General features: G+C 73.6%; 26 protein-coding genes. 12 read left to right on the top strand and 14 right to left on the bottom strand.

Annotated features, from left to right (window positions below):
* Nucleotides 1-62 precede the first annotated feature (62 nt).
* Both OHA99_RS29595 and OHA99_RS29590 read right to left on the bottom strand, forming a co-directional pair.
* Nucleotides 63-692 (bottom strand): TetR/AcrR family transcriptional regulator, encoded by a 630-nt coding sequence (locus OHA99_RS29595; protein ID WP_153180595.1) that lies wholly within the window; start codon nucleotides 690-692, stop codon nucleotides 63-65.
* 103 nt (nucleotides 693-795) lie between these two features.
* Complete coding sequence (locus OHA99_RS29590) at nucleotides 796-1,362, bottom strand: hypothetical protein (RefSeq protein ID WP_153180594.1); 567 nt, start codon at nucleotides 1,360-1,362, stop codon at nucleotides 796-798.
* Between the two features lie 225 nt (nucleotides 1,363-1,587).
* Here OHA99_RS29590 and hmgA point away from each other — a divergent pair, with 225 nt between their 5' ends.
* Genes hmgA through OHA99_RS29575 form a run of 3 tightly spaced genes read left to right on the top strand, consistent with a single transcriptional unit; the run spans nucleotide 1,588 to nucleotide 4,873 of the window.
* Nucleotides 1,588-2,913 (top strand): homogentisate 1,2-dioxygenase, encoded by a 1,326-nt coding sequence (hmgA, locus tag OHA99_RS29585; RefSeq protein ID WP_405698375.1) that lies wholly within the window; start codon nucleotides 1,588-1,590, stop codon nucleotides 2,911-2,913.
* Nucleotides 2,914-2,940: 27 nt separating this feature from the next.
* Nucleotides 2,941-3,690 carry a GntR family transcriptional regulator gene (locus OHA99_RS29580; protein WP_164385321.1) on the top strand — a complete coding sequence of 250 codons (750 nt, stop codon included), beginning with the start codon at nucleotides 2,941-2,943 and terminating at the stop codon, nucleotides 3,688-3,690.
* A 22-nt stretch (nucleotides 3,691-3,712) separates the two neighbouring features.
* Nucleotides 3,713-4,873 (top strand): type ISP restriction/modification enzyme, encoded by a 1,161-nt coding sequence (locus OHA99_RS29575; protein ID WP_405698374.1) that lies wholly within the window; start codon nucleotides 3,713-3,715, stop codon nucleotides 4,871-4,873.
* Between the two features lie 24 nt (nucleotides 4,874-4,897).
* On the opposite strand, the gene OHA99_RS29570 is transcribed toward OHA99_RS29575, so the two are convergent.
* Nucleotides 4,898-5,602: a TetR/AcrR family transcriptional regulator gene (locus OHA99_RS29570; RefSeq protein WP_153180590.1), complete on the bottom strand. Its 705-nt coding sequence runs from the start codon at nucleotides 5,600-5,602 to the stop codon at nucleotides 4,898-4,900.
* A 63-nt stretch (nucleotides 5,603-5,665) separates the two neighbouring features.
* On the opposite strand from OHA99_RS29570, the gene OHA99_RS29565 reads away from it, so the two are divergent.
* Complete coding sequence (locus OHA99_RS29565) at nucleotides 5,666-6,625, top strand: ATP-binding cassette domain-containing protein (protein WP_405698373.1); 960 nt, start codon at nucleotides 5,666-5,668, stop codon at nucleotides 6,623-6,625.
* Nucleotides 6,622-7,437 carry an ABC transporter permease gene (locus OHA99_RS29560; protein WP_405698372.1) on the top strand — a complete coding sequence of 272 codons (816 nt, stop codon included), beginning with the start codon at nucleotides 6,622-6,624 and terminating at the stop codon, nucleotides 7,435-7,437. The genes OHA99_RS29565 and OHA99_RS29560 overlap by 4 nt, the downstream gene beginning before the upstream one ends.
* 215 nt (nucleotides 7,438-7,652) lie before the next feature.
* On the opposite strand, the gene OHA99_RS29555 is transcribed toward OHA99_RS29560, so the two are convergent.
* From OHA99_RS29555 to OHA99_RS29540, 4 genes are all read right to left on the bottom strand, one after another.
* The gene (locus tag OHA99_RS29555; protein WP_153180587.1) at nucleotides 7,653-7,922 is read right to left on the bottom strand and encodes a hypothetical protein; all 270 of its coding nucleotides are present in this window, start codon (nucleotides 7,920-7,922) and stop codon (nucleotides 7,653-7,655) included.
* Between the two features lie 115 nt (nucleotides 7,923-8,037).
* Nucleotides 8,038-8,877 carry an anti-sigma factor gene (locus tag OHA99_RS29550; RefSeq protein ID WP_366473237.1) on the bottom strand — a complete coding sequence of 280 codons (840 nt, stop codon included), beginning with the start codon at nucleotides 8,875-8,877 and terminating at the stop codon, nucleotides 8,038-8,040.
* Nucleotides 8,874-9,416, bottom strand: coding sequence for a sigma-70 family RNA polymerase sigma factor (locus OHA99_RS29545; protein ID WP_153180585.1), 543 nt, complete (start codon nucleotides 9,414-9,416; stop codon nucleotides 8,874-8,876). Before OHA99_RS29545 ends, OHA99_RS29550 begins: the two co-directional genes overlap by 4 nt.
* Before the next feature lie 233 nt (nucleotides 9,417-9,649).
* Nucleotides 9,650-10,456 carry an SGNH/GDSL hydrolase family protein gene (locus OHA99_RS29540; protein WP_366473238.1) on the bottom strand — a complete coding sequence of 269 codons (807 nt, stop codon included), beginning with the start codon at nucleotides 10,454-10,456 and terminating at the stop codon, nucleotides 9,650-9,652.
* A 222-nt stretch (nucleotides 10,457-10,678) separates the two neighbouring features.
* Here OHA99_RS29540 and OHA99_RS29535 point away from each other — a divergent pair, with 222 nt between their 5' ends.
* Nucleotides 10,679-11,773, top strand: a complete 1,095-nt coding sequence (locus OHA99_RS29535) for a DUF5925 domain-containing protein (protein ID WP_153180583.1) — start codon at nucleotides 10,679-10,681, stop codon at nucleotides 11,771-11,773.
* A gap of 20 nt (nucleotides 11,774-11,793) precedes the next feature.
* Complete coding sequence (locus OHA99_RS29530; RefSeq protein WP_381498304.1) at nucleotides 11,794-12,630, top strand: DUF72 domain-containing protein; 837 nt, start codon at nucleotides 11,794-11,796, stop codon at nucleotides 12,628-12,630.
* Here the strand turns inward: OHA99_RS29530 and OHA99_RS29525 are convergent.
* Entirely contained in the window at nucleotides 12,621-12,986 is a 366-nt protein-coding gene (locus OHA99_RS29525; RefSeq protein WP_164385311.1) for a GntR family transcriptional regulator, read from the bottom strand. The genes OHA99_RS29530 and OHA99_RS29525 overlap by 10 nt on opposite strands.
* Before the next feature lie 79 nt (nucleotides 12,987-13,065).
* Between OHA99_RS29525 and OHA99_RS29520 the strand changes: the two genes are divergently transcribed.
* Nucleotides 13,066-13,992: a GNAT family N-acetyltransferase gene (locus OHA99_RS29520; protein ID WP_153180580.1), complete on the top strand. Its 927-nt coding sequence runs from the start codon at nucleotides 13,066-13,068 to the stop codon at nucleotides 13,990-13,992.
* Nucleotides 13,973-14,473 (top strand): DUF402 domain-containing protein, encoded by a 501-nt coding sequence (locus OHA99_RS29515; protein ID WP_153180579.1) that lies wholly within the window; start codon nucleotides 13,973-13,975, stop codon nucleotides 14,471-14,473. Before OHA99_RS29520 ends, OHA99_RS29515 begins: the two co-directional genes overlap by 20 nt.
* Before the next feature lie 15 nt (nucleotides 14,474-14,488).
* On the opposite strand, the gene OHA99_RS29510 is transcribed toward OHA99_RS29515, so the two are convergent.
* Nucleotides 14,489-15,106: a class I SAM-dependent methyltransferase gene (locus OHA99_RS29510; RefSeq protein WP_405698371.1), complete on the bottom strand. Its 618-nt coding sequence runs from the start codon at nucleotides 15,104-15,106 to the stop codon at nucleotides 14,489-14,491.
* Between the two features lie 151 nt (nucleotides 15,107-15,257).
* Between OHA99_RS29510 and OHA99_RS29505 the strand changes: the two genes are divergently transcribed.
* Complete coding sequence (locus tag OHA99_RS29505; protein ID WP_007447922.1) at nucleotides 15,258-15,395, top strand: hypothetical protein; 138 nt, start codon at nucleotides 15,258-15,260, stop codon at nucleotides 15,393-15,395.
* Nucleotides 15,396-15,420: 25 nt separating this feature from the next.
* Here OHA99_RS29505 and OHA99_RS29500 read toward each other — a convergent pair whose 3' ends face one another.
* On the bottom strand, nucleotides 15,421-15,897 hold the full coding sequence (locus OHA99_RS29500) for a GNAT family N-acetyltransferase (protein ID WP_405698370.1): 477 nt from the start codon (nucleotides 15,895-15,897) through the stop codon (nucleotides 15,421-15,423).
* Between the two features lie 178 nt (nucleotides 15,898-16,075).
* Here OHA99_RS29500 and OHA99_RS29495 point away from each other — a divergent pair, with 178 nt between their 5' ends.
* On the top strand, nucleotides 16,076-17,143 hold the full coding sequence (locus tag OHA99_RS29495; RefSeq protein ID WP_405698369.1) for a lytic polysaccharide monooxygenase: 1,068 nt from the start codon (nucleotides 16,076-16,078) through the stop codon (nucleotides 17,141-17,143).
* 90 nt (nucleotides 17,144-17,233) lie between these two features.
* On the opposite strand, the gene OHA99_RS29490 is transcribed toward OHA99_RS29495, so the two are convergent.
* Both OHA99_RS29490 and OHA99_RS29485 read right to left on the bottom strand, forming a co-directional pair.
* The gene (locus OHA99_RS29490) at nucleotides 17,234-18,106 is read right to left on the bottom strand and encodes a triacylglycerol lipase (RefSeq protein ID WP_153180575.1); all 873 of its coding nucleotides are present in this window, start codon (nucleotides 18,104-18,106) and stop codon (nucleotides 17,234-17,236) included.
* A gap of 180 nt (nucleotides 18,107-18,286) precedes the next feature.
* Nucleotides 18,287-18,733 (bottom strand): MarR family winged helix-turn-helix transcriptional regulator, encoded by a 447-nt coding sequence (locus OHA99_RS29485; RefSeq protein WP_164385306.1) that lies wholly within the window; start codon nucleotides 18,731-18,733, stop codon nucleotides 18,287-18,289.
* A gap of 100 nt (nucleotides 18,734-18,833) precedes the next feature.
* On the opposite strand from OHA99_RS29485, the gene OHA99_RS29480 reads away from it, so the two are divergent.
* Nucleotides 18,834-19,208 (top strand): cupin domain-containing protein, encoded by a 375-nt coding sequence (locus tag OHA99_RS29480; RefSeq protein WP_153180573.1) that lies wholly within the window; start codon nucleotides 18,834-18,836, stop codon nucleotides 19,206-19,208.
* 15 nt (nucleotides 19,209-19,223) lie between these two features.
* On the opposite strand, the gene OHA99_RS29475 is transcribed toward OHA99_RS29480, so the two are convergent.
* Both OHA99_RS29475 and OHA99_RS29470 read right to left on the bottom strand, forming a co-directional pair.
* Nucleotides 19,224-20,192: a DNA polymerase thumb domain-containing protein gene (locus OHA99_RS29475; protein ID WP_153180572.1), complete on the bottom strand. Its 969-nt coding sequence runs from the start codon at nucleotides 20,190-20,192 to the stop codon at nucleotides 19,224-19,226.
* Nucleotides 20,189-23,752, bottom strand: coding sequence for a DNA polymerase III subunit alpha (locus OHA99_RS29470; protein ID WP_153180571.1), 3,564 nt, complete (start codon nucleotides 23,750-23,752; stop codon nucleotides 20,189-20,191). Before OHA99_RS29470 ends, OHA99_RS29475 begins: the two co-directional genes overlap by 4 nt.
* Nucleotides 23,753-23,771 lie beyond the last annotated feature (19 nt).

Raw genomic sequence — 23,771 nt, 5'->3', positions numbered from 1 at the left:
GGAGGGGTCGGCCGGACGTCTGGACGTCACCGGTCGTCCCGTCCCGCCCCGTTCCCGTCCCGTCAGTCGAGTACGCGTCCCAGATAGGCCCGCAGCAGCTCCCGGGCCTCCTCGATGATCTTCTCGTCCCCGTGGGGTGCGACCCGGAAGGCGAGCTGCACGAGGGTGTCGGCGGTCTCCACGGCGACGAGGAAGACACGGCGCATGTCGTCGTCGGGGCGGCGGCCCAGGTAGCCGGAGAGCAGCTCGGTGAGCCGCTCGGCGACGCGGTGGTTGGGGACGGCGTGGCGGTCGCCGACCGGGATCTGGTTGCCGAAGTCGATCAGGGAGAAGCCGGGCGCGGTCCGCTTCATCGCGAGGTATTCGTCGAGCACGGCGTCCAGCGCGGCACGCCAGCCGCCGCCGTCCGGCCCCGAGTCCGTCTCCGTCAGCCGTTCGGTCACGCGTTCCACGTAGCGTTCCAGGTTGCGCTGGGCCAGGGCGTCGGCCATCTGCCGCTTGTTGCCGAAGAAGCGGTAGACCGACCCGATGGGAACGTCCGCGCGCAGCGCCACGGCCCGGGTGCTCAGGGCGTCGTACCCGACCTCGTCGAGGAGGTCGGCGCAGGCGTCGAGGATCCGGGTGAGCCGTTCGGCGCTGCGGCGCTGCACGGGGGCACGGCGGAGCGGGGTCGCGTGGGACACGGTCCTCATGATGCCCTGCGGGGCCGGTCGGGTGAACCGCCGCCTCCGGTACGGCGGGGTGCGCCTCGCGGATCCCGCCCCTGAGGGCGCCGGGGGCGGACGGCGGCCGCCGTCACCGCTCCGCCGCCGGTTCGGTGACCGTCCGGCCCTCGATCTCCTCCGGCTCGGTCGCCCCGGTCGGCTCGGCGTCCGACGCCGTGATGTCCGCCGTGCTCTCGACGGGCTCGCCGTCGACGGCCCAGACGGTGCCGTCGTCGGCGTACAGGCGGACCGTGAGCTGGTGGGTGCCGCGTGACACCAGGTCGGGGGCGAGGCGGTAGCGGGGGCCGCGCAGACGGGTGAGGTGGTCGCCGTCGAGGAAGAGGTGGGCCACGCCGCGGCCGGCCACCGCCTGCTCCTCCGTGCCGTCCGGCGAGAACCTGAAGTCGCGGACGGTCAGGCGGACGTCCCAGGTGTCGTCGGCCTCGGGCTGCACCTCGATCCCGACCTCGGGCGCGTGCTCGGCGTCCACCTCGCGATAGCGCCGGCCCTGCTCGTCGGTGGCGTCGAGCAGCTTGCCCACCGGCGCGACCGATTCTCCGGCCGGCTCATCCACGTCACCGGAGCCGCAGCCCGCCGATCCCGTCAACAGCAGGACACAGACCGCGAGCACGGCAAGCACTCCCCGCGTCCACGACATGACGTGAGACTAGAACACGGGTCCGACAGTCCGGATCCCCCAGGGGTGTGGTTCCGGTCATCCTCGCGACGGACGGCCAGGAAGGAGGGAAGCGGGGAAGTCCTCTCCTGCGGCCCCACGCGAGTGCCCTCTTGCGGGAGTGCCCTCTTGCGCTGGGGAAACCGCAATCCTACGGTGTGCCATAGGAATCAGGTTGCGAGGATTCGGGTTGCGAGGGAGCGAGCGATGAGCGGGGACGCGCGGAAGACCGCCGAGGGGCTGGCCTATCTGTCCGGTTTCGGCAACGAGCACAGCTCGGAGGCCGTGGCGGGCGCACTGCCCGAGGGCCGGAACTCGCCGCAGCGGGCACCGCTGGGCCTGTACGCGGAGCAGCTGAGCGGCACGGCGTTCACGGAGCCGAGGGCGCACAACCGGCGTTCGTGGCTGTACCGGATCCGGCCCTCGGCCGCGCACCCGGCGTTCACCCGCGCGGGCAACGGCACGATCCGCACGGCGCCCTTCAACCAGGCCGTGCCGGACCCGAACCGCCTGCGGTGGAACCCGCTGCCGACGCCCGGGCCCGCCACGGACTTCGTCGAGGGACTGTGGACGATCGGCGGCAACGGCGACGCGACCCAGCGCACCGGCATGGCCGTGCACCTCTACCACGCGACCGCCTCCATGGAGCGCGTCTTCAGCGACGCGGACGGCGAGCTGCTGATCGTCCCGGAGCGCGGCGGCCTGCTGCTGCGCACCGAGTTCGGGCTGCTGCACGCCGAGCCGGGGGACGTGGCGCTGATCCCGCGCGGGGTCCGCTTCCGCGTCCAGCTGCTGGACGCGGACGCCCGCGGCTACGTCTGCGAGAACTACGGCGCGCCGTTCCAGCTCCCCGACCTCGGCCCGATCGGCGCCAACGGCCTGGCCAACGCCCGGGACTTCCGGGCGCCGGTCGCCGCCTACGAGGACGACGAGAGCACGGCGGGCCCGGTGGAGGTGGTCAACAAGTTCTGCGGCAACCTCTGGACCGCCGAGTACGACCACTCCCCGCTGGACGTGGTCGCCTGGCACGGCAACCACGTGCCCTACGTCTACGACCTGCGCCGTTTCAACGTCATCGGCACCATCTCCTACGACCACCCGGACCCGTCGATCTTCACCGTGCTCACCTCTCCGTCGGACACGCCGGGCCTGGCGGGCGTGGACTTCGTGGTGTTCGCGCCGCGCTGGCTGGTGGGCGAGGACACCTTCCGGCCGCCGTACTTCCACCGGAACGTGATGAGCGAGTACATGGGCCTGATCGAGGGCGCCTACGACGCCAAGGCGGAAGGCTTCGTACCGGGCGGCGGTTCGCTGCACAACATGATGTCGGCGCACGGCCCGGACCGGGAGACCTTCGACCGGGCGAGCGCCGCCGAGCTGAAGCCGCAGCGGATCGACGACGGGCTGGCGTTCATGTTCGAGACCCGGTGGCCGGTGACCCTCACCCCTCACGCGGCCCGCGCCGAGCACCTCCAGCCCCGCTACGACGACGTCTGGCAGGGCCTGGAGCGGCACTTCCGCCCCTTGCACTGAGGTTTCCCCTACCGGTACGGATGGCCCGTGACCTCCTTCGCCCCGGACTCCATCGTCCTGAACCGCAAGCTGCCGCTCTGGTACCAGGTGTCGCAGTCGCTGCGCGCCTCGATACTCGGCCGCTCGCCCCGGGACCCGCTGCGCCTGCCCACCGAGGAGCAGCTGGCCGGGCACTACGGGGTGAGCGTGCTGACCATGCGGCAGGCGCTGAAGGAACTGGAGGACGAGGGGCTGATCACCCGCCACCGCCGGCGGGGCACGTTCATCGAGCCGCACGCCCGCCGGGGCTCCCCGGTGCGGCTGCTCGGCTCGGTGGACGCGATCGTGGCCCAGCAGTCCGGGATGAAGGCCGAGCTGCTGGATCACGGCACCGCGCCGGTGCCGTCCGAACTCGCCGAGTACTTCCCCCGGGTGCCGGAGGTGGCGCTGTACCACCGGCTGCGCTGCGACGAGAAGACGGGCGAGCCGACCAACCACGCCCGCAACTACATCCGTCCCGAACTGGCCGCGCGCATCGACCTGGACGACCTCGTCCGGTGGCCGATGACGAAGGTGCTGCGGGACGTGGTGGGCATGGACATCAGCCGGATCACGGACACCGTCGAGGCGCGGCTCGCGGACCCGGAGACGGCGCGGCTGCTCGAAGTCCCGCTGCTCAGCCCGATCCTGCACTACACGGGCATCACCTACGACACCGACGGCCGGGTCCTCGACGTGGCCGTCATCCACTACCGCGGCGACCGCTTCTCCTTCACGGTCACCCTGGATGCCACGTGAGGGTGCGGCGCCCCGTCGTACGATGCCCGGCGTGACGCACGACGACGCCCCGCCGCTGGCGGACCTCATGCCGTGGTCCGTCGCACCGCCGCGGCTCGGCCGGGGGTGGCCGGCGGCTCCCGACGCGAGGTCCCTGAAGGCCCGCTGGGAGGCCCTGGTGAAGGCCGAGGGGCCCGACCGCGCGGCCCTGTTCGAGCCGACCCGCTCGCGCACGCCGCATTCGGCGGTCGGGCGGCTGCCGGGCGGTGCCGGGGGCACCGAGCGGCTGGCGCGCGCCTCGGGGCCGTGCCCGGAGCCGGTCCGGGTGCTGCGGGCGCCGTTCGACGAGCAGTGGCTGATTCCCGACCACCGGCTGATCGACGCGGCCCGTCCGGAGCTGTGGCGGGTGGCGGACGAACGGCAGGTGTTCGTGGTGGAGGCGCCCGAGGCCGCCGGTGGGCCGCTGCTGCTCGCGACCTCGCTGCTGCCGGTGTTCGGCCCCGCCCGGATCCGTCCGCTGTACCGCCGTCCCGGCGGCGCGGAGCCCAACCTCGCCCCGGGTCTCCTGGACCACCTGGCCGCCCGCCTCGGTGAGCGCCCCGGTCCGCTGGACGTGCTCGCCTGGTCGGTGGCGGCCGTGCGGCCCGGCGCGCTGGTCCCGCTCACCGCGGACCCGGCGCTGTGGGAGCGCGGGGTCGGCCTGGGCCGGCGCGCGCTGTGGCTGATGCGCCGTGACGGCGAGCGCCCCAAGCTGCCCGGCGGCCGCCGCCCGTACGTCCGCGCCCCGCTGCCCCCGCGCCCGGGGACCCTGCGCTACGACCGGGACGAGGAGGCCCTCTTCCTGGACGAGGGCCGTGTCTCGCCCGTGCCGCCCGGGGCCTGGGACTTCGAGGTGGGCGGGGTCCGGGTGCTCGAGCAGTGGTTCGCGGCCCGCACGGCGGAGGCCGAGCCGGGCACGCTGCCGGCGATCCGCCCGGCCGGCTGGCCCCAGACCTGGACGTCCGAGCTGCTGGAGCTGATCACGGTCCTCGCCCTGCTGGCCGAAGTGCGGGACCGCTGCCGGGAGCTGACGGTCGGCGACGGGATCACCGCGGGCGAGCTGCGCGAGGCGGGCGTCCTGCCGGTGCCGGCCGCGGCCCGCCGGCCGGCCTCCGTCCTGGACGACCGGGAGGAGGGACCGGAGGGGCAGCTGGCGCTGCTGTGACCCCGGCGGAGTCGGCGGTCCCGCTCAGGCGAACCCGTCCAGCACCCGCGTCAGCGCCCGCTCGAAGACCCCCTCCAGGTCGATCGGCCCCGCGTCCTCGGCGAAGGACGCCGCCAGCCGCGGATAGGCGCCGCTCGCGACCTGCCGGCCGAGGTAGGCGATGCGCACCGCGTTCTCCTGCTCCTGGGACCAGGGCAGCGAGCGGGTGCGCTCGACGGTGGCGATCTCGTTGCCGACGTATGTGGTCACGACGCCGTTGACCATCGCGACCAGCTCCATCTTGGTGCCGTAGGGCGCCTCGAAGGGGTCGAGGCAGGCCAGGCAGTGCTCGAGGTAGCGCAGGGCGTTGGGGCTGAAGCCGTAGACGGGGGACATCAGGCGGGGCAGCCAGGTGTGGCGGTGCATCAGGGCGCGGGTCTGGTGGGCGACCCGGACCATGTCCGCGCGCCAGTCGCCGCTCGGTTCCCACAACTCGTGCTCGCCGCTGACCGTGTCCATCATCAGCTCGTACAGGTCCTCCTTGCGGGGGACGTAGTTGTACAGCGACATGGTGCCGCAGCCCAGTTCCCCGGCGACGCGGCGCATCGAGACCGCGTCCAGGCCCTCGGCGTCGGCGATCCGCACCGACGCGGCGGCGATGTCGGCGCGGGTGTACGCCGGTCTCGGCCCCCGGCCGGTGCGCTCGGGGCGCGACCAGATCACTTCGGGTACGGCCGCTCGGCCCGCCATCGTGCATCACCTCGGTCACCATCCTAGTTACGTACACCGTACGTAGTGCGCTATGGTCGACGCATGACGACTACGTACGCTGTACTTAGTGAAGGTCTGGAGAAGCGCTTCGGCACCGTGCGGGCGCTGCGCGGCCTGGATCTCGCGGTGGCCGAGGGCACGGTGTGCGGGCTGCTCGGGCCGAACGGGGCGGGCAAGACCACGGCGGTCCGGCTGCTGACGACGCTGCTGCGGCCGGACGCGGGGTCGGCCCGGATCGCCGGGCACGACCTGGTGCGGGAGGCGGCCGCGGTGCGCCGCCTGATCGGGGTGACCGGGCAGTACGCCTCGGTGGACGGGGACCTCACCGGGCGGCAGAACCTGCGGCTGTTCGCCCGCCTGCACCGGGTGCGGGACGCGGCGGCGCGCGCCGACGAACTGCTGGAGCGCTTCGGCCTGGCCGACGCCGCCGACCGGCCCGCTACCACCCTGTCCGGGGGCATGCGGCGCCGTCTCGACCTGGCCGCGAGCCTGGTGCGCCGCCCCGAGGTGCTGTTCCTGGACGAACCGACGACCGGACTCGACCCGGCCAGCCGCAATCGCATCTGGGAGGCGGTGCGCGCCCTGAAGGAGGAGGGCACGACCGTGCTGCTCACCACGCAGTATCTGGAGGAGGCCGACCGCCTCGCCGACGACATCGCCCTGATGGACCGGGGCCGGGTCGCGCACACCGGGTCGCCGGCCGAACTGAAGGCGCTGGTGGGGGCGTACGCGGAGGCGGTCGTCGCGGACGCGGACGCCCTGGCGCGGGCGGCGGGGGTCCTGGACCGGCTGACCGGCGCGGAGCCGGTCCTCGACGGCGAGCGGCGCACCGTCGGCGTCGTCAGCACCGATCCGACCCTGACCCTGCCCCGCCTGGTGCGCGCACTCGACGCGGCGGGCGTCCCCCTGGTGGACGCGAGCCTGCGGCCACCGACCCTCGACGACGTCTTCCTCCGCCTGACCGGCGGCAACGGCGGCGGCAGCAAGGAGCTGGTGGCATGAGCACGGTGACGACGGGGCCGTACGGCTCGGCACACGGCCTGGCGTACGACGGGGCGGCCATGCTGGGCCGCCAGTTGCGGCGGGCGCGGAACAATCCGGGGCTGCTGATCCTCACCCAGACCATGCCGATCACCATGCTGCTGTTCTTCGGCTACGTCTTCGGCAGCGCGCTGGCGATGCCGGGCGCGGAGTACCGGGCCTTCCTGGTGCCGGGGTTGCTGGTCGCCACCGCCGCGAACGGCATCATGACCGGCATGTTCCAGGCCGCCCAGGACACCCACCGGGGCGTGACGGACCGGCTGCGCACCCTGCCGGTGAGCCGGGCCGCCGTGCCGCTCGGACAGTCGGTCGCCGACGTGCTCGTGACGGCCGCCGGGACGGTGCCCCTGCTGCTGGTCGGGCTCGCGGTGGGCTGGCGGGTGGAGGGCGGTGCGCCGGGCGCGGTGGGCGCGCTCGGGCTGCTGCTGCTGTTCCGGTTCGCGACGACGTGGATCGGCATCTTCCTGGGGCTGCTCACCCGCAACGAGGAGGCCGCCGGTCAACTGGGCGGTGCGACCTTCATCCTTCCGCTGCTGTCCAACGCCTACATCCCGACCGACGGACTGCCGGGGTGGCTGCGCACGGTCGCCGAGTGGAACCCGATCAGCGCGGTCACCACGGCGCTGCGGGACCTCTTCGGCAACGCGCCCGTGCCGGAGGGCGCCGCCTGGCCGGTGACGCATCCCGTGGCGGGGTCGCTCGCCTGGTGTGCGGTACTGCTCGCGGTGTTCGTCCCGCTCGCCGTGCGCCGGTACGCGCACGGGGCCCGCTGAGCGGCCCGGGGAGCGTCACCGCCGGTGGGGAGACGGCGGAACGCGGACGCGGGACGGGAAGGGTGAGCACGCGCACGGGACGGGCGTACGGGGCCGGGTCTGCCGGGGACGGCCCGCGCTCGGGGAGCACGCCGGGGCGCCGCTGCGTGCCGTGGGGATGACGGACGAGTGCCGCGGCGCCGCGCCGGGAGGGTGTGACCTCCGGTGCGCGGGCCTCAGTTGCTGCCGAACAGCGAACGGCGCAGGCGGCGCAGCGGCGCGAACAGCGAGACCCGGCGTACCCGGACGCCCCTGTTGCTGCGCTTGTGCGCGGGCTCACGCGCGGTCAGCTCACGCATCAGCGATGTCGCCTCCACGGTCTCCCGCGGCGGGAGGGCAGGCCCTCCGAGTACCGCGAGATGACGGTCGAGGCGCGAGCTGGTCGCGCTGCTTCCGCAGGTGATGGCAGGGACCCTTGCCCTGCTGCGCACTGTTATCTGTTCCATGTCACTCCCCACCCGTACGAGTCCACCCGGCCCGGGCAGAGTAACCCTATCGCCCCGGTACGGCATGCGTGTATCGCGGTCACAGGATTCACCTTCCCCGTAAGGGGGTTGACGATTACTCTCCGAATCCAACAGATTCCAGGGTGAGTTGGACAACCGGCCCGGTCGTCGGCAGGGCCGATCCCCCGGCGGGCTCGACCGTCACCGCGAGTGACGTGGCGGCGAGGCTCAGTCCCGACGCGATCAGGGGCGTGTCGCCGTCGAACAGCCCGAGGGAGCGCGGCGCGGCGCCGGGGCGCATCAGCCACAGTTGGCGCACGCGGTCGCCCGGCGGCTCGCCGTACCCGCTCAGGGTGACCACCGCGCGCCCCTCGGACGCGGAGGCGACCACCGCTACACCGCGGCCCCGCTCGTCCGCGTCCCTGGCGGCGCGGGCGTCCGGGGCCGCGAGAACGTGGGCGATCTCACGTGCCCGGTCCCGTGCGGTGTTCAGCTCGTCCCGGGTGCGGCCCGCCTGCACGGCGAAGAGCGAGGCGACCACGAGCGCCGCGGCGGCCGTCGCCGTGGCGAACGGTACGAGCAGGGGGCGCGGCCGGGGCCCGCGCGAACGCCCGGCGTTCGGCCGGCCGCCCCGCACCCGGGCCGGCAGCCGCGGCACGGGCCCAGTGGAAGGCCTGGGCGTGGGCATGCGCGTGGCCGTGGGCTCCTGCGCGGTGCCGCGTACGGCGGCCAGGACCCGCTCGCGCAGTGCGGGCGGCGCCGGGGCGGCCGTGGACCAGGCCAGCCGGACGGCGTCCTCGGACAGCGCCCGCACCTCGGCGGCGCAGCGGTCGCAGCGCTCCAGGTGCCGTTCGAAGCGGAACCGTTCGGCGCCGTCCAGGGCGTCGAGGGCGTAGGGGGCGGCGAGCGAGTGGAGGGCGGCGCGGCGTCCCGGCAGCCGGCGGGCGGGGCTCATGCGGCACCTCCCAGGCAGTCGCGCAGGCGGCCCAGTCCGTCCCTCATCCTGGTCTTCACCGTGCCCAGTGGAAGGGAGAGGCGCTCGGCCACCTCCCGGTAGGTGTAGCCGTCGTAGTAGGCGAGGGTGACCGACTGGCGCTGAAGCGCGGTCAGCCGGTCCAGACAGCGGCGCACCCACTCGCGTTCGAGTCCGGCCTCGACCTCCTCCGAGACCTGGTCGTAGGCGGGGTGGTGGGCACGGCGGGCCTCGCGCCGGTCGCGTTCGCCGGCCGCGCGGGCGCTGCGCACCCGGTCGACGGCGCGGCGGTGGGCGACGGTGAGGATCCATGACAGGGCGCTTCCCCGGCGCGGGTCGAACCGTGCGGCGGACCGCCACAGTTCGAGCAGCACCTCCTGTGTGACCTCCTCCGACTGGGCGGGATCGCGCACCACCCGCCGTACGAGTCCGAACACCGGGCCGGCCACCAGCCCGTACAGCTCCTCGAAGGCCTTGTGGTCACCGTCCGCCACGAGCGTCAGCAGCTCGTCCGCGTCCACCGGTCCCCCTCTCCGCGGACCGTGCCCGGCCCGTCGACGTCGGCGCGGGCGCACGCGACGGCACGCCCCCCCCCGCAGGGGTTACGGACAGGCGGCCCGAAAACGCCAGTCACCGGGTCGGAACCGGTCTCAGGGGGTCGCGTCCGCACCGGTTTGGGCCACTTGGAGAGGGAGCCCCCGACGGACGGAGCCTCCCTCTTCCCCTCTTCTCCTTCTTCTCCCTCCGACTCGGGTCAGGCGGCGCCGTTGAGGACCGGCAGGTAGCCGCCGGACTGGCCGGCCGCGGTGGGGTGGTACGACTCGCCGATGTTCAGCCAGTTGACGCTGTGCAGCCAGGAGTCGCCGGAGCACAGTTCGTGGCCGGTGAAGGTGGTGCGGACGTCTCCGAAGGTGAAGCCGTGCGCGGCGACGCGCTGGGCGATGACGGTGTTGAGGCGGTCGGAGGCCTTGTTGATCGCCTCGCGCTTGGTCTCGGACAGTCCGACGCAGACGTTGCCGAGCTCGTAGAAGCGCGGGTAGCCGATGACGACGACGTGGGCGTTGGGGGCCTTGTCGCTGATCGCCGAGTAGACGCCGTCGAGCTTGCCGGGCAGCGTCGAGTCGACGTACGCCTCCGCGGTGGCGATCCGCGACAGGCAGGAACTGTCGGACTGGAGCACGCACGTCATCATGACGTCGGCGAATCCGGCGTCGTTGCCGCCGATGCTGATCGACACGAGGCCGGTGCCGGAGCCGAGCGGGCCGAGTTGTCCGGCGAGAACATCACCCGTACGGGCGCCGGAGCAGGCGGTGAAGTCGAACGTGGAGGGTGAGTGGGCGGCCGCCCACAGGTACGGGTGGGACTTCGTACTGCGCTTGCAGTCGCCGCTCGAGCCGATGTAGCTGCCCGCTCCGACCCCGGAGGAGTAGGAGTCGCCGAGGGCCACATAGCCGTCGGATGCGGCGGGTTGGGCCGCCTCGGCGGTCGCGGCCCCGGTGAGGACCGCGCCGGCGGCGAGGAGGAGTGAACTCAGGATGCCGACAAGTCGGAAACGTCTCATGGAACCTCCCTTAGCAGGATTGCTGCCACAACCGTGGTAGCGGCTACGCGCGTTGACTGGAAGTGTTCATGCCAAGGATTGGCTGACACTCGTTCAAGTTCGGACGAAAAATATGGGGTTTGAACGACCGCCGGTGCCGGTGTCGGTGCCGCGGGCGTCCGTGCGCCGCGCGTGCCGGGGAAAGCGTGTGCACGCGGCGGCCGGGTGCCGGATCATGGCGGCATGTCCGTGAACCCGCACGAAGTCCTGCCGATCCGGCTCAACGTGGACGACAGTGACGCCCCGTCCGACGTCGTCGACGCGCTGTTCCTCGGCCGTTTCGCCACGGGTGAGCAGCCGTACTCGCACGCGGCGAACATCGACCGCGTACGGTCCGGCGCCACGCTGCTGCCACCGGGCGCACGCGTCTTGCGGATCGCCCGCGACGACGACCGCAGCGCGACGCTGGCGGAGGGCGACGGCTGGACCCTGCTGGTCTCGCGCTGGAGCCGGGGCGCCGACGTGACGGTGACGGCGACCAGCGCCGACCTCGCCGAGAAGGTGCTCGGCGAGGCGACGGACGGAGCGGCGGACGAGCCCGAACCGCAGCCGGAGAACGTGACGATGGGCTTCTGGTACGTCTCCCCGCGGCGCGGCCCGCACCGCACCACCCGCCAGATCGCCGCGGGCACCTGGGACGAGATCCGGCCCAACTACACGGCGCCGGTGGCGGAGGCGATGGACGGCCTGATGAAGACGACGCCCGAGGACATCGCGGGCCGGCTGCTGCTCCTGCACGGTCCGCCGGGCACCGGGAAGACCTCCGCGCTGCGCACCCTCGCCCGCTCCTGGCGGGACTGGTGCCAGGTGGACTGCGTCCTCGACCCGGAGCGGCTCTTCTCCGACGTCGGCTATCTGATGGACATCGCCATCGGCGAGGAGGACGCGGCGGGCAAGGGCCGCTGGCGGCTGCTGCTCCTGGAGGACTGCGACGAACTGATCCGCGGGGAGGCCAAGCACACGGCGGGCCAGGCGCTCTCCCGGCTGCTCAACCTCACCGACGGGCTCCTCGGCCAGGGCCGCAACGTCCTGGTGGGCGTCACGACCAACGAGGACCTGGAGCGCCTGCACCCCGCCGTCGTCCGCCCCGGCCGCTGCCTGGCCCGCATCGAGGTCAGCCCGCTCACCCGGCGGGAGGCGGTGGACTGGCTCGGCACCGAGGAAGGGATCGGCCGCGAGGGCGCGACGCTGGCGGAGCTGTACGCACTGCGCCGGGGCACCTCGCCGACCGCGCTGCCGGAGCCGCGGACGGGAGCGGACGCCGGGCTGTATCTGTAAGCCGGTGCTTTGATGGGGGTATGCCCCTGTTCGTCGGTACGTCGGGCTGGCAGTACCGGGACTGGCGGGAGAGCTTCTACCCGCCCGGTCTGCCCGTCCGGCGCTGGCTGGAGCACTACGCGGCGGCCTTCGCGACGGTCGAGATCAACAATGCCTTCTACCGCCTGCCCGCCCGGGAGACCTTCGCGGCATGGCGGGACCGCGTTCCACCGGACTTCACGGTCGCGGTCAAGGCGAGCCGCTACCTGACGCACATCAAGCGCCTGCGCGACCCGGCGGAACCGGTCGACCGCCTGATGACCCACGCGGCCGGCCTGGGCGACCGCCTCGGCCCGGTCCTGCTGCAACTGCCCCCGACCCTGCGCGCCGACCCGGCCCTCCTGGACGCCTGCCTCGCCTGCTTCCCGCCCGGCACGCGGGTCGCGGTGGAACCCCGGCACCCGTCGTGGTGGACGCCGGAGGTCCGCGAGGTCCTCGTGTCCCGGCACGCTGCCCTGTGCTGGGCGGACGTCCGGTCCCGCCCGGTCACACCCCTGTGGCGCACCACCGACTGGGGCTACGTCCGCTTCCACGAGGGCCGGGCCACGGCGTGGCCGCACTACGGCCGCCGGTCACTGTCGACGTGGCTCACCCGCATCGCCACGACCTGGCCGAACACGAGCGACGTCTACACCTACTTCAACAACGACCCGAACGCGGCGGCGGTGACAGACGCGGCGGTGTTGGCCGATCTGGCCCGCGCATCAAACCTGACGGTCACCCGAACGCGCCCCCAAGGGGCGCGGGGAACTGCGCGACAAGCCACAACGCACCCGCAGCCGAAAGGCAACCCCCACCCGAACGGCGCTCACCCGTAAGCCGCCCGCAGGGCATCCCGCACCGCGCCGAGCGCGTCCCCCTCGCTGACCCCGAGCCGCCGAGCCCGCTCGGCATACCCCTGGGCCGCGGCGGCCACCTCCCGCTCCGCCGCAGAGCCCGCGGCAGCGACGAACGTTCCGTTGCGCCCCCGCGTCTCGATCACCCCGTCCGCCTCCAGCGCCCGGTACGCCTTGGCGACCGTGTTCGCGGCGAGCCCGAGGGACTCGGCCAGTCCGCGCACGGTGGGCAGCCGGTGGCCGACCGGCAGGGCGCCCGACCGCGCCTGTTCGGAAATCTGCGCGCGCACCTGCTCGTAGGGCGGTGTGCCGTCGTCGATACGGATCTTCAAGGTCACCCGGTGATTGTCCCGTATCCCCGTGTCCCCGGGAAAATGAGAGGCACCGGACCGCCCGGCCGCCGTAGCGTGCGCCCACATGACCGTTCTCGTACGCGACCTGCGTTCCGACGATCCGGCCGATGTCGCGGCCTTCACCCATGCCCGCCACCGCGCCCTGCCGTTCATCCTGTGGACGCCGGAGGCCGTCGTGCACCGGCTCGCCCACACCCCTCCTCGGGCCCGGAGCCGGTGCCTGGTCGCCGAGGAGGACGGGGAGGTGATCGGCACGGCCCAGATCGGGCTGGTGCACGACAGCCCGGAGCCCGGTCAGGCCTTCCTGAACGTCTACGTCCACCCGGAGCGGCTGCGGCGCGGCGCCGGCGGCCTGCTGGTGCGGACGGCCGAGGAGTACCTGGCCGGCGAGGGCGCGACGAAGCTGTACGCCTGGGCGCTGGACGGGCCCGCCAACCTGGCCTTCGCCGAGCGGCACGGCTACGAACGGCGCCGCGCCGCCCATTTCCTCCGGCTGGACCTGTCGCACGCCACGCTGCCGCCCCTGTGGTCCCCTCCCCCGGGTGTCGAGCTGCGCACGGCCGCCGACTTCACCGACGACCCCCGGCCCATGTTCGAACTGGACGCGGAGACGGTGGCGGACGAACCGAGCGACGTCGAGATCGAGTTCACGAACTACGAGACCTGGCTGGCGGAGACCTGGCGGCACCCGCTGCTCAACCGTGAACTGACCACCGTCGCGCTCGTCGACGGCCGCCCGGCCGCCTTCAGCGTCGCCTACACCGACGGCACCCGGTATTCGACGGCGATGACGGGCACGGTCCGCTCCCAGCGCGGCCGGGGCCTGGCCAAACTCGCCAAGACCGACTCCCTGCACCGGGCGCGCGCGGCCGGGTACACGGAGGCGCTCACCGGCAACGACACGGACAACGGCCCGATGCTCGCCATCAACAAGTGGCTCGGGTACGAGATCTGCGCGACGGAGGTGCGGCATGTCCGCGAACTCGGCTGAGCCGGCGGCCGGGCTGAGCGTCGTGCTGGTCAAGGCGGGCCGGACGAAGATCCGGTACGCGGCCGCACTGCTGCACGACGACGGGACCCGCCTCGCCGTCCGCGCCCCCTGGGCCGGTGACGGCGTGCGCGACTTCGGCTTCGTGCGCTTCGAGGCCGGGGACGTCTTCACCGAGTACTACTGGCGCGACCGGTGGTACGCGGTGAAGGAGGTCCGCACCGCGGCCGGGGTGCTGAAGGGCTGGTACTGCGACGTCACCCGCCCCGCCGTCCTGACCGGCACGGAACTGGTCGTCGAGGACCTCGACCTGGACCTGTGGCGCTCCGCCGACGGCACGGACGTACGGCGGCTCGACGAGGACGAGTTCGCCGGGAGCGGGCTGGCGGACCGGGATCCGGGGGCCGCTGCCGCCGCCGTGGCCGCGCTGGACGAACTGGAGCGGCTGGCCCGCGGGGACGGCTTCACCGCCCTGCTGGCATAGCGCGCCGCCGCCCGGTCATCCGTACGTCACCACCACCGCGTACCGCTCGTCCGTCACCTCTCTGCCCCACAGCGACGCGTCGTCCGACAGCCGCTCCACGCGGGCCTGCCCGGCGAGCGGGCCGAGCAGGTCGAGGAGCCGGCCGGCGGATATGCCGACCGGGGCGGCACTCCCCCACACGCCCTCCACCAGGACCAGCCGTCCCGCGGGGCGCAGCAACTGCCGCCAGTGCCGCAGGACCCGGCCGGGGCCGGGCAGCGTCCACAGCACGTGCCGGACCAGCACGGCGTCGAAGCGCTGCTCGCCCACGGGCGGTGCCGCCGCGTCACCGGTGAGGAACACCGCGTCACGACCGGCGAGTTTGGTCCTGGCCAGCTCCACCATGGCCGGGGAGCGGTCGACGCCGGTGACGCGGTGCCCCTGCTCGGCCGCGAGGAGCGACAGGCTGCCGGTGCCGCAGCCCAGGTCGAGGACGTCACCGGGCCGCTCGGGCAGCCAGGAGGCCAACCGGGCGGCCCAGGCCCGGCGTACGTCCGCGTCGCGCAGGCCGTGGTCCGGTTCGTCGTCGAAGGAGGCGGCCAGGGCGTGCCAGTCGACACCCGGCGCGTTCGTCCCGTCACTGTTCCCACTCATGCGCCCAGCGTGACAGGCACCACTGACAACGGAGTCGGGCCACGGGAACGTGACAACCGCCACTGACAGGGATGCATCGATGAGTGAGTCTCGGGGAAAGGGTCTACCTCCGTGAGAACGCGGAACCCGGTGGATCCGTAAGGAGGCAGCCATGCGCCGTCTGACCGTGCAGAAGCCCCTGAAGAAGAACGACGCCCGCCGAGTCCGCGAGGAGACCGACGAGCACGCCTCGAGGCGTCCGGAGGTCCGCAAGGACATCGCGCGCACCTGGTGGCCGGAGAGCTGCTGACCGGGCGGGGCGGCCATGAGACGCCTCAGAGCAGCCGCTTGCGGTAGTGGACGCGGTCGTAGGGCCCGTCCACTCGGCGTTCCACGACGTCGTACCCGTACCTCGGGTAGATCTCCTGGTTCTCCCACATCAGCGCGTTCGTGCAGAGCCTGACCTCGGGCAGCCCCAGCGCACGCGCGTGCGCGTCCACGAACCGCAGCAGCCGTCGGCCCACGCCCCTGCCGTGCGCGCCGGGATGGACGGCGATGCTGTCGAGGAACAGATGGCCTGCCGACGCCTCCACGACCACGAGCCCCAGGACACCCGCGAGCCCCGCGGGGCCGGTGCCGGGCTCGTCCGTGACGAAGACCTTCCCCGCCGCCACGTCCGCCGCGTGGTCCGCCTCCATGGGCTGCGGCACCACCCCGATGCGCTCGATGTAGGGCCGGTAAGCGGCGTCGGTCACCGCCTTGACCGCCGGCACGTCGGAGGCGACCGCCGGCCGGACCCGTTCTCGTTCCATACCGCGCACGGTAGCTACCTCAGCCCAGCCTGAGCAGTCCCTTAACGCGACCATAAGGATCTCCGTCGCCCGCCTCCGGCGGGCGATTCCACGGTGTCCTGGGGCTAGCTTGCTGATCAACCCCACGGGTTCCGGCCCGAGTTCCCCAGTCCCCCGTGACCGTTTCGAGGAGTTCCGCATGCCCGCACCGTCCGCGTCCCGCAGGGCCGCCGCCGTCGCCGTCGCCGGTCTCGCCCCGCTCGCCCTGACCACGCTGGCCGCCGCCCCGGCCTCGGCGCACGGTTCGATGGGCGACCCGGTCAGCCGGGTGTCGCAGTGCCACGCCGAGGGGCCCGAGAACCCCAAGTCGGCGGCGTGCAGGGCGGCGGTGGCCACGGGCGGCACCCAGGCGCTCTACGACTGGAACGGCATCCGCATCGGCAACGCCGCCGGCAAGCACCAGGAGCTGATCCCGGACGGCAAGCTGTGCAGCGCCAACGACCCGGCCTTCAAGGGCCTGGACCTGGCCCGCGACGACTGGCCCGCGACCGGTGTGAACAGCGGCTCGTACACCTTCAAGTACCGCGTGACGGCCCCGCACAAGGGCACCTTCAAGGTGTACATCACCAAGCCGGGCTACGACCCCTCGCAGCCGCTCGGCTGGGGTGACCTGGACCTGTCGGCGCCGGTGGCGACCGCCACCGACCCGGTCGCCTCGGGCGGCTTCTACACCTTCTCCGGCACGCTGCCGGAGCGCTCCGGCAAGCACCTGCTGTACGCGGTGTGGCAGCGCTCGGACAGCCCGGAGGCGTTCTACTCCTGCTCGGACGTCTCCTTCGGCGGCTCCGGTGGCGGCAGCGGCAGCGACGACGGCGGCAGCAGCGACGGTGGCGGCGACGACGCGGCCGGCGGTGCCGCGCCGGCGCCCGAGGCCTCCGCGCCGTCCGAGGAGCAGATCGCGGCGGCGGCCGACAAGTCGACGATCGAGCACCACGGCCACGGCGACCAGGACGCGGAGACCACCACGGACCCGACGGATCCGGCGGCCACCCCCGACGCTCCGGAGGAGGCGCCCGAGACCGCCGCCGCCGAACCCAACCAGGTGAAGGCCGCCGGCGGGGGCACCGAGAACCTCGCCGAGACCGGCGGGGACAGCACCACGCCGTACATCGCCGTCGGCGGCGCCGCCGCCCTGGCGCTCGGCGCGGCCACCCTGTTCGCGTCGGTCCGCCGGCGCGCGGCGACCGGTGGCCGGCACGGCCGCTGACCCGGAGCCCGGGGGAACGCGGGGGAACGCGGGGTCCGTCCAGCGGCTCAGGCCGGGCGGACCCCGCGTGACGTGCGCCGGGGCAACCGGTCAGCCGAAGACCGAGGCGCAGGTGGTCGGCGTGGCGTGCGCCGGGTCCAGGGCGTTGGTCACCTCGTGGAAGGCGATCCGGTCGAACAGCCCGATCGCCAGGTGCTCGGAGAAGTCGAGCGGGCACAGGTCCTGGAGCAGGACGTTGCGCACCCCGGGACCGTCGAGGAACTGGCTGCGGTACGGCGTGACCACCTCGTCGTACTTGGTGGCGAGGACGGTGTAGCGCACGCCCGGCACGGTGTCGCCGCCCGCGTTGAGCTTGGTGAGGACGTCCGAGCCGACGATCTGGTCGGCGAGGGCGGGGGTGTGCTCGTTCAGCAGGTCCTCGACGCCGGGGAAGTACGGCAGCAGCCGGGTGAGGCCGGACAGGGTGGTGCCGTGGTTGCTGGGCGCTATGCCGACCAGGGCGTTCACCTTGTCGGCCCCGCCGAGGAATTTGAGGTAGTAGCGGGGCATCATGCCGCCCTGCGAGTGGCCGACGAGGTCGGTCTCGGCGGCGCCGGTCGCGGTGAGCACCTTGTCGACGTAGGCGGCCAGTTGCCCGGCCGACTTCTCGACCGGGCCGAGTCCGTTGAAGAGCGGGACCCCGGGCAGTTGGCCGTAGTCCAGGGAGAAGACGCAGTAGCCGCGGTTCTTCAGGTAGGGCGCGAGACCCAGCCAGTTGTCGACGGAGTTCCCGAAGGTGCCGTGGACCAGGACGACGGGGCGGGGATGGGCGGCGGAGGGCTCGCAGGTGTAGTCGTTCCAGCCGGAGCCGGGGCGGGCGTCCGCGGTGGGGGCGGCGGTGGCGGTGACGGTGGGGACCAGGGCGACCGCGACGGCCAGCAGCAGCGCGGCCAGCGGTCTGAACACTCGGTTCCAGGGCAGCATCGGGTGATCTCCTTGCGGATCGGGGGAGTTGCGACGGCAGGGATGCCCTGTGATCCGGATCACGGGATGCTGTTCACCCGTCAAGTTACGGGCGAGTAGTGCAAGTGTGAAGTTACGCGTCAGTAAAAACTTCCAGTGATAACCGCCCACGCCGACGCCGCAGGTGACGGCGGACCGGGTTCACCAGGCGGGACGGATCGGCCCGCCCGGCGCCACCCGCAGCAGCCCGTCGCGCAGCGCACGCACCCCGTCCTCGCCGAGCACCCCGGCCCAGGCGCCGACGGCCTCCGCCGCCGCCTCCTCCGCGGCCCGCGTGCAGGCCCATCCGGCCTCCGTCAGCACGACGAGCCGGGCGCGCGCGTCGGCGGGGTGCGGCCGGCGTTCGACGTAGCCCTTGCGGACCAGCTCCTCGACCAGCTGACTGGCGGCCTGCTTGGTGGTCCCGAGGTGCACGGCCAGGTCGGTGACGGTCGCGCCGTCCGGGGCGAGCCGGGTGAAGGCGAACCCGTGCGCGGGCCGCACGCCCTCGAAGCCGCGGGCGACGACGCCCTCGTGGATGCGCTGCGTCAGCCCGCCGGCCGCGGCGAGCAGGGCGGCGGTCAGGGCCATGGCGTCGGAGTTCTGCACGGGGGCATTGAAACACCCTTGACACATTGGTCAAGCAGCTTGACCATAAGGGCGACAGAAGTAGTCAAGCCGCTTGACCACATGTTCCGAGGAGCCCGCCATGCCCGTCGTCCGCTCGTCCGAAGGCGTCACCCACGAGATCCACGGCGCCCGATTCGTCTCGTACGCCAGTCCCCGCGCCGGCAGCAGGGAGCTGTGCGCCTGGCGGGGCGAGATCCCGGCGGGGACGAAGGCGCCCGCGCACACCGTCGACCGGGAGGAGGTCTTCCACCTGCTCACCGGCGAGCTGCTGATCACCCTCGACGGCCGCACCGAGCGCGTCGCCGCGGGCGACACCGTGATCATCAACGCGGGGGCGACGCTCGCCGTCGAGAACCCCACCGATCGGACCGCGACCTCCTGGGTCACCACCTCCGTCGGGCTGACGGCGGAGCTGGCCGACGGCACCCGCCTCACTCCCCCGTGGGCCAACTGACCGGCGGACGGGGGCTCATGCCGCCAGGGACCCCGGCATCACCGCCCTCGGCCCGAACTTCGCCCGCGCGCGGTCCGCGACCTCCTCGATCCGGCGGACCTTCTCGTCCACGGGGTCGAAGGTCAGCTGGTGGGAGGCGTGTTCGGCGGGCGTGAGGCTCTCGGCGCGCAGGGCGAGGGAGCGGACCCGGGCCCGCTGGAGGCCGAGCGCCTCGTACAGGTCGTACGCGGTCCGGGTCAGGGCCGCCGAGTGCGCGGTCGGTTCGGACAGGGTGCGGCTGCGGGTGGTGGCCGACCGGTCGGCGTAGCGGACGGTGAGGGTGAGGGTGCGGCAGACCTTGTCCACGGCGCGCAGCCGGGCGCCCAGGTCCCCGGCGGCCGAGAGCAGGGCGCGGCGGTGGCGGTCCGGGTCGAGTTCGTCGCGGTCGAAGGGGCGGTCCGCGGCCAGGGACCGGGAGACGCCGTTGGGGACGACCCGGCCGCGGTCGACGCCCTGGGCCTTCTCGTGCAGTTCGCGGCCCGCCTTCGCGCCGACCAGGCGCTGGAGCGTGGACAGCGGCGCGGCGGCGACCCGGCCGAGGGTGTCGAGGCCGTACTCGCACAGGGTGCGGGCGGTCGCGGTGCCGACGCCGGGCAGCGCGGCGACGGGCTTGCCGTCGAGGAACGCGCGCTCCCCGCCGCCGGGTACCGCGCGAGTCAGTCCCGGCCGGGCGTCGCGCAGGGCCATGCGGGCCAGCATCGGGCCGGGTCCGGCGCCGATCACGCAGTCCACGCCGTACAGCGCGAGGGCGCGCACCCGGATCACCGAGGCCAGCTCCACGGCGTCGCGCCCGAAGTACCGTTCGGCGCCGCGCAGGTCGGCCAGCGCGCCGTCGGGCGGCAGCGCCTCGACGACCGGCGTGAACTCCTCGAGCAGTCCGAGCAGTTCGGGCAGGGCCGCCTCCCGTGTCGGCGGCAGCTGGAAACGTACGCAGAGGATCGTCATCCCGCACTCCCCGGACTCTGGTGCCACAACTTCCTTCCGACCGCGGGCCCTTCGCCCGCGGGGCGCAGATCGGCCCAGGGGTGCATCTCGTACCCGGTGGACATGCGGATCCTCCGCTGCTCCATCGGGTCCTGGGCCGCGGACCCGGCCGGCGCGGGCTGCCCGTCCGAACCGGCGAGGCGGCGGCGCGCCGGGCCGCCCTCGGGGGCGTCGCCCTCCTGGCTTGCGCCCGCTGCGGCCAGCCGGGCGGCGACGCCCTCCAGGCCCTCCTCCCGGCGCACCTCCAGCAGGTCGGCGAGGTTCCAGGCGGCGGAGCCGACCACGCTGAGGCTGCGCGGGCCGCGCCGCTGCACCACCCCGCGCACCAGCAGCAGCCAGGAGTGGAAGACGGTGTGCGCGCAGGTGTCGTGCGAGTCGTCGAAGAAGGCGAGGTCGACCAGGCCGGAGCCGTCGTCGAGGGTGGAGAAGATGACGCGGCGGCCGGAGCGGACCGGCGGGGTCTGGGTGGCCGCCTTGGCGCCCGCGACCAGCACCGTCTCCCCGTGCCGTGCCTCGCGCAGCCGCTTGGCCGACACCACGCCCAGCTCGCGCAGGAAGGTGCGGTGGTCGTCCATCAGGTTGCGCGAGGCGTCCATGGACAGCACGCCGAGTTCGGCGCTGAGCTTCTCCTCGGAGGTGAGGTCGGGCAGTCCGGCGGAGGCGGTCTTGCGGCCCCCGGCCAGGGGGAGCTGGTCGCCGCGTCCGCCCCGGGCGCCGCGGTGCAGTTCGGTCAGGTGCAGTTGGAGGTCGCGGCGGTTGGCGCCGAACGCGTCCAGCGCGCCGACCTGGGCGAGCCGTCCGGCCAACGGCCTGCTGGGGCGGGCCCGTTCCCAGAAGTCGAGCAGGGAGGCGTAGGGCTGCCCCTCGGCGATCCGCCCCGCCTCGGCCTCGCTGATGCCGTGCACGTCGGAGAGGGCGAGGCGCAAGCCCCACGCGTCGGGCTTCCGTGGCCGCGCTTTCCGTGATTCAGACACCAGTTCGATCCTGTGTGCGACTCCGGACTTGTTCACGTCCAACGGCAGGATCGGCACCCCGCGCCGCCGCGCGTCCGCCAGCAGCAGCCGCTTGGGGTACATGCCGGGGTCGTGGGTGAGCAGGCCCGCGTAGAAGGCGGCCGGGTGGTGGGCCTTCAGCCACGCCGACTGGTACGTCGGCACCGCGAAGGCGACGGCGTGCGCCTTGCAGAAGCCGTACGACCCGAAGGCCTCGACGATCTCCCAGGTCCGCTGAATCGTTTCCGCGTCGTAGCCGTTCGCCGCCGCGTGCTGGGCGAACCACACCTTGATCCGCCCCTGCGACTCCGGGTCGGACAGACCGCGCCGCACCCGGTCCGCCTCGCCGCGTCCGCAGCGGGTCATGATGGCGACGATGTCGATGATCTGCTCGTGGAAGACGACGACCCCGTAGGTGCCCGCCAGCGGCTCCGCCAGGTCCTCGTGCGGGTACCGCACCGGTGCCCGTCCGTGCCGGGCCTCGATGAACGGCCGCACCATGTCGGCGGCGACCGGTCCGGGCCGGAAGAGCGAGATGTCGACCACCAGGTCGTGGAAGGTGGCCGGCTGGAGCCTGCCGACCAGGTCCCGCTGGCCCGGCGACTCGATCTGGAAGCAGCCCAGCGTCTCGGCGGACCGGATCATCCGGTACGTCGCCGGGTCGCCCTCGGGTACGGCGTCCAGGTCGACCCGCTCCCCCGTCGCCCGCTCCACCTCGGCGACCGCGTGCGCCATCGCCGACTGCATCCGCACCCCGAGCACGTCCAGCTTGAGCAGCCCGAGGTCCTCGACGTCGTCCTTGTCGAACTGCGTCATCGGGAAGCCCTCGCCGCTGGTCGGCATGACCGGCGTGCGGGAGAGCAGGGAGGCGTCGGACAGGAGGACGCCGCAGGGGTGCATGGCGACGCCGCGCGGGAGGGCGTCGAGGCCCTCGACCAGCTCCCAGAGCTTGCCGTACCGCCCTCCTCCGTCCCGCCGGGACTCCCCCGCCAGCGCTTTGAGTTCGGGCAGCTCCTCCAGCGCCGCGCGGGCGTCGCGGGCGCGGATGTGCGGGAAGGACTTGGCGACCCGGTCGATCTCGGCCGGGTCCATGGACAGGGCGGCGCCCACGTCGCGGATGGCGTGGCGCACCCGGTACGTCTCCGGCATGGCGACCGTGGCGACCCGCTCGGTGCCGAACCGCCCGATGATCGCGCGGTAGACCTCGAGCCGGCGCGCGGACTCCACGTCGATGTCGATGTCGGGCAGCACGACCCGCTCCCTGGACAGGAACCGCTCCATCAGCAGCCCGTGCTCGACCGGGTCGGCGTGCGCGATGCCCAGCAGGTGGTTGACGAGCGAGCCCGCGCCGGAGCCGCGCGCGGCGACCCGGATGCCCATGTGCCGTACGTCGTCCACGACCTGGGCGACGGTGAGGAAGTACGAGGCGAAGCCGTGGTGGGCGATGACGTCCAGCTCGTGGTGCATCCGCTCCCAGTACTCCCGGTGGCCTGGGCGCCGGTCGTAGCCGCGCCGCACCATGCCCGCCGCCGCCCGGGAGGCGAGCGCCCGCTGGGCGGTGCGGCGGCCGGCGCCCACGAGGTGCGGTTCGGGGAAGTGGACGGCGCCCATGCCGAGGTCGTCCTCGGGGTCGACCAGGCACTCGGCGGCCGTGGCCCGGGTCTGCTCCAGCAGGCGGTGGGCGGTGTCGCGCCGGAAGCCCGCGGACTCGACGATCCGCTCGGCGGCGTCCCGCATGGCACCGGCGTCCTTGAGCCAGGCCTCGCCGGAGTCCAGCTCCTTGCCGGCGCCGATCGGGACGAGGCGGCGGGCGGCGTCCAGGACGTCGGCGACCTCGCCCTGGCCGGGGTCGGCGTAGCGGACTGCGTTGGAGAGCACCGGCCGCACGCCCTGCTCGGCGGCGAAGCCGACGGTGCGGGCGGCCAGCCGCAGGGAGCCGGGGCCGGTGCCCTCGCGGCCGTGCCAGACGGCCTCCAGGCGCAGGGCGTCGCCGTAGACCTCCCGCCAGGGGACGAGGAGCCGCGCCGCGCGGTCGGGGCGGCCCGCGGTGAGGGCGCGGCCGACGTCGGAGTCGGGGCCGAGCAGGACGGTCAGACCGTCGGCGTGGTTGTCGGGCCAGGACAGCAGCGGGGTGCCCTCGGCCGTGTGGGCGGCGGAGACCAGGCGGCACAGATCGGCCCAGCCGCGGGCGCCGTCCCGGGCGAGGAAGGTCACCCGCGGGGCCGACTCGTCGACGAAGGCACCGCCGCGCACGGGGGCACGGCGCCGGTCCCGGCGTACGGAGGTGTCCGTGCGGTCGGCTCCGGACTCGGGGGCCGCCACCGCCAGCTCCGCGCCGAACAGCGGACGGACGCCCGCCTTCGCGCAGGCCTTGGCGAAGCGGACGGTGCCCGCGAGGGTGTCGCGGTCGGTGAGGGCGAGGGCGTCCATGCCCCGTTCGACGGCGCGCCCGGCCAGCCGCTCCGGGTGGGAGGCGCCGTAGCGGGCGGAGAACCCGGAGACGGTGTGCAGGTGCGTGAAACCCGGCATCACGCACCTCCCGACTCAT

The sequence above is a fragment of the Streptomyces coelicoflavus genome (genome assembly GCF_045041415.1).
Classification (GTDB): domain Bacteria; phylum Actinomycetota; class Actinomycetes; order Streptomycetales; family Streptomycetaceae; genus Streptomyces; species Streptomyces coelicoflavus.
This window is presented reverse-complemented; position numbering and strand designations above follow the sequence as displayed.

Excerpts from the sequence above, each read along its gene's own strand:
- OHA99_RS29480 (WP_153180573.1), top strand. The coding sequence starts at position 18,834 with ATGCCCGTCGTCCGCTCGTCCGAAGGCGTCACCCACGAGATCCACGGC.
- OHA99_RS29555 (WP_153180587.1), bottom strand. The coding sequence starts at position 7,922 with ATGGAACAGATAACAGTGCGCAGCAGGGCAAGGGTCCCTGCCATCACC.
- OHA99_RS29490 (WP_153180575.1), bottom strand. The coding sequence starts at position 18,106 with ATGCTGCCCTGGAACCGAGTGTTCAGACCGCTGGCCGCGCTGCTGCTG.
- OHA99_RS29595 (WP_153180595.1), bottom strand. The coding sequence starts at position 692 with ATGAGGACCGTGTCCCACGCGACCCCGCTCCGCCGTGCCCCCGTGCAG.
- OHA99_RS29590 (WP_153180594.1), bottom strand. The coding sequence starts at position 1,362 with ATGTCGTGGACGCGGGGAGTGCTTGCCGTGCTCGCGGTCTGTGTCCTG.
- OHA99_RS29575 (WP_405698374.1), top strand. The coding sequence starts at position 3,713 with ATGCCCGGCGTGACGCACGACGACGCCCCGCCGCTGGCGGACCTCATG.
- OHA99_RS29565 (WP_405698373.1), top strand. The coding sequence starts at position 5,666 with ATGACGACTACGTACGCTGTACTTAGTGAAGGTCTGGAGAAGCGCTTC.
- OHA99_RS29570 (WP_153180590.1), bottom strand. The coding sequence starts at position 5,602 with ATGGCGGGCCGAGCGGCCGTACCCGAAGTGATCTGGTCGCGCCCCGAG.
- OHA99_RS29550 (WP_366473237.1), bottom strand. The coding sequence starts at position 8,877 with ATGAGCCCCGCCCGCCGGCTGCCGGGACGCCGCGCCGCCCTCCACTCG.
- OHA99_RS29500 (WP_405698370.1), bottom strand. The coding sequence starts at position 15,897 with ATGGAACGAGAACGGGTCCGGCCGGCGGTCGCCTCCGACGTGCCGGCG.
- OHA99_RS29475 (WP_153180572.1), bottom strand. The coding sequence starts at position 20,192 with ATGACGATCCTCTGCGTACGTTTCCAGCTGCCGCCGACACGGGAGGCG.
- OHA99_RS29560 (WP_405698372.1), top strand. The coding sequence starts at position 6,622 with ATGAGCACGGTGACGACGGGGCCGTACGGCTCGGCACACGGCCTGGCG.
- OHA99_RS29535 (WP_153180583.1), top strand. The coding sequence starts at position 10,679 with ATGTCCGTGAACCCGCACGAAGTCCTGCCGATCCGGCTCAACGTGGAC.
- OHA99_RS29505 (WP_007447922.1), top strand. The coding sequence starts at position 15,258 with ATGCGCCGTCTGACCGTGCAGAAGCCCCTGAAGAAGAACGACGCCCGC.
- OHA99_RS29540 (WP_366473238.1), bottom strand. The coding sequence starts at position 10,456 with ATGAGACGTTTCCGACTTGTCGGCATCCTGAGTTCACTCCTCCTCGCC.
- OHA99_RS29530 (WP_381498304.1), top strand. The coding sequence starts at position 11,794 with ATGCCCCTGTTCGTCGGTACGTCGGGCTGGCAGTACCGGGACTGGCGG.
- OHA99_RS29495 (WP_405698369.1), top strand. The coding sequence starts at position 16,076 with ATGCCCGCACCGTCCGCGTCCCGCAGGGCCGCCGCCGTCGCCGTCGCC.
- hmgA (WP_405698375.1), top strand. The coding sequence starts at position 1,588 with ATGAGCGGGGACGCGCGGAAGACCGCCGAGGGGCTGGCCTATCTGTCC.
- OHA99_RS29510 (WP_405698371.1), bottom strand. The coding sequence starts at position 15,106 with ATGAGTGGGAACAGTGACGGGACGAACGCGCCGGGTGTCGACTGGCAC.
- OHA99_RS29515 (WP_153180579.1), top strand. The coding sequence starts at position 13,973 with ATGTCCGCGAACTCGGCTGAGCCGGCGGCCGGGCTGAGCGTCGTGCTG.
- OHA99_RS29520 (WP_153180580.1), top strand. The coding sequence starts at position 13,066 with ATGACCGTTCTCGTACGCGACCTGCGTTCCGACGATCCGGCCGATGTC.
- OHA99_RS29470 (WP_153180571.1), bottom strand. The coding sequence starts at position 23,752 with ATGCCGGGTTTCACGCACCTGCACACCGTCTCCGGGTTCTCCGCCCGC.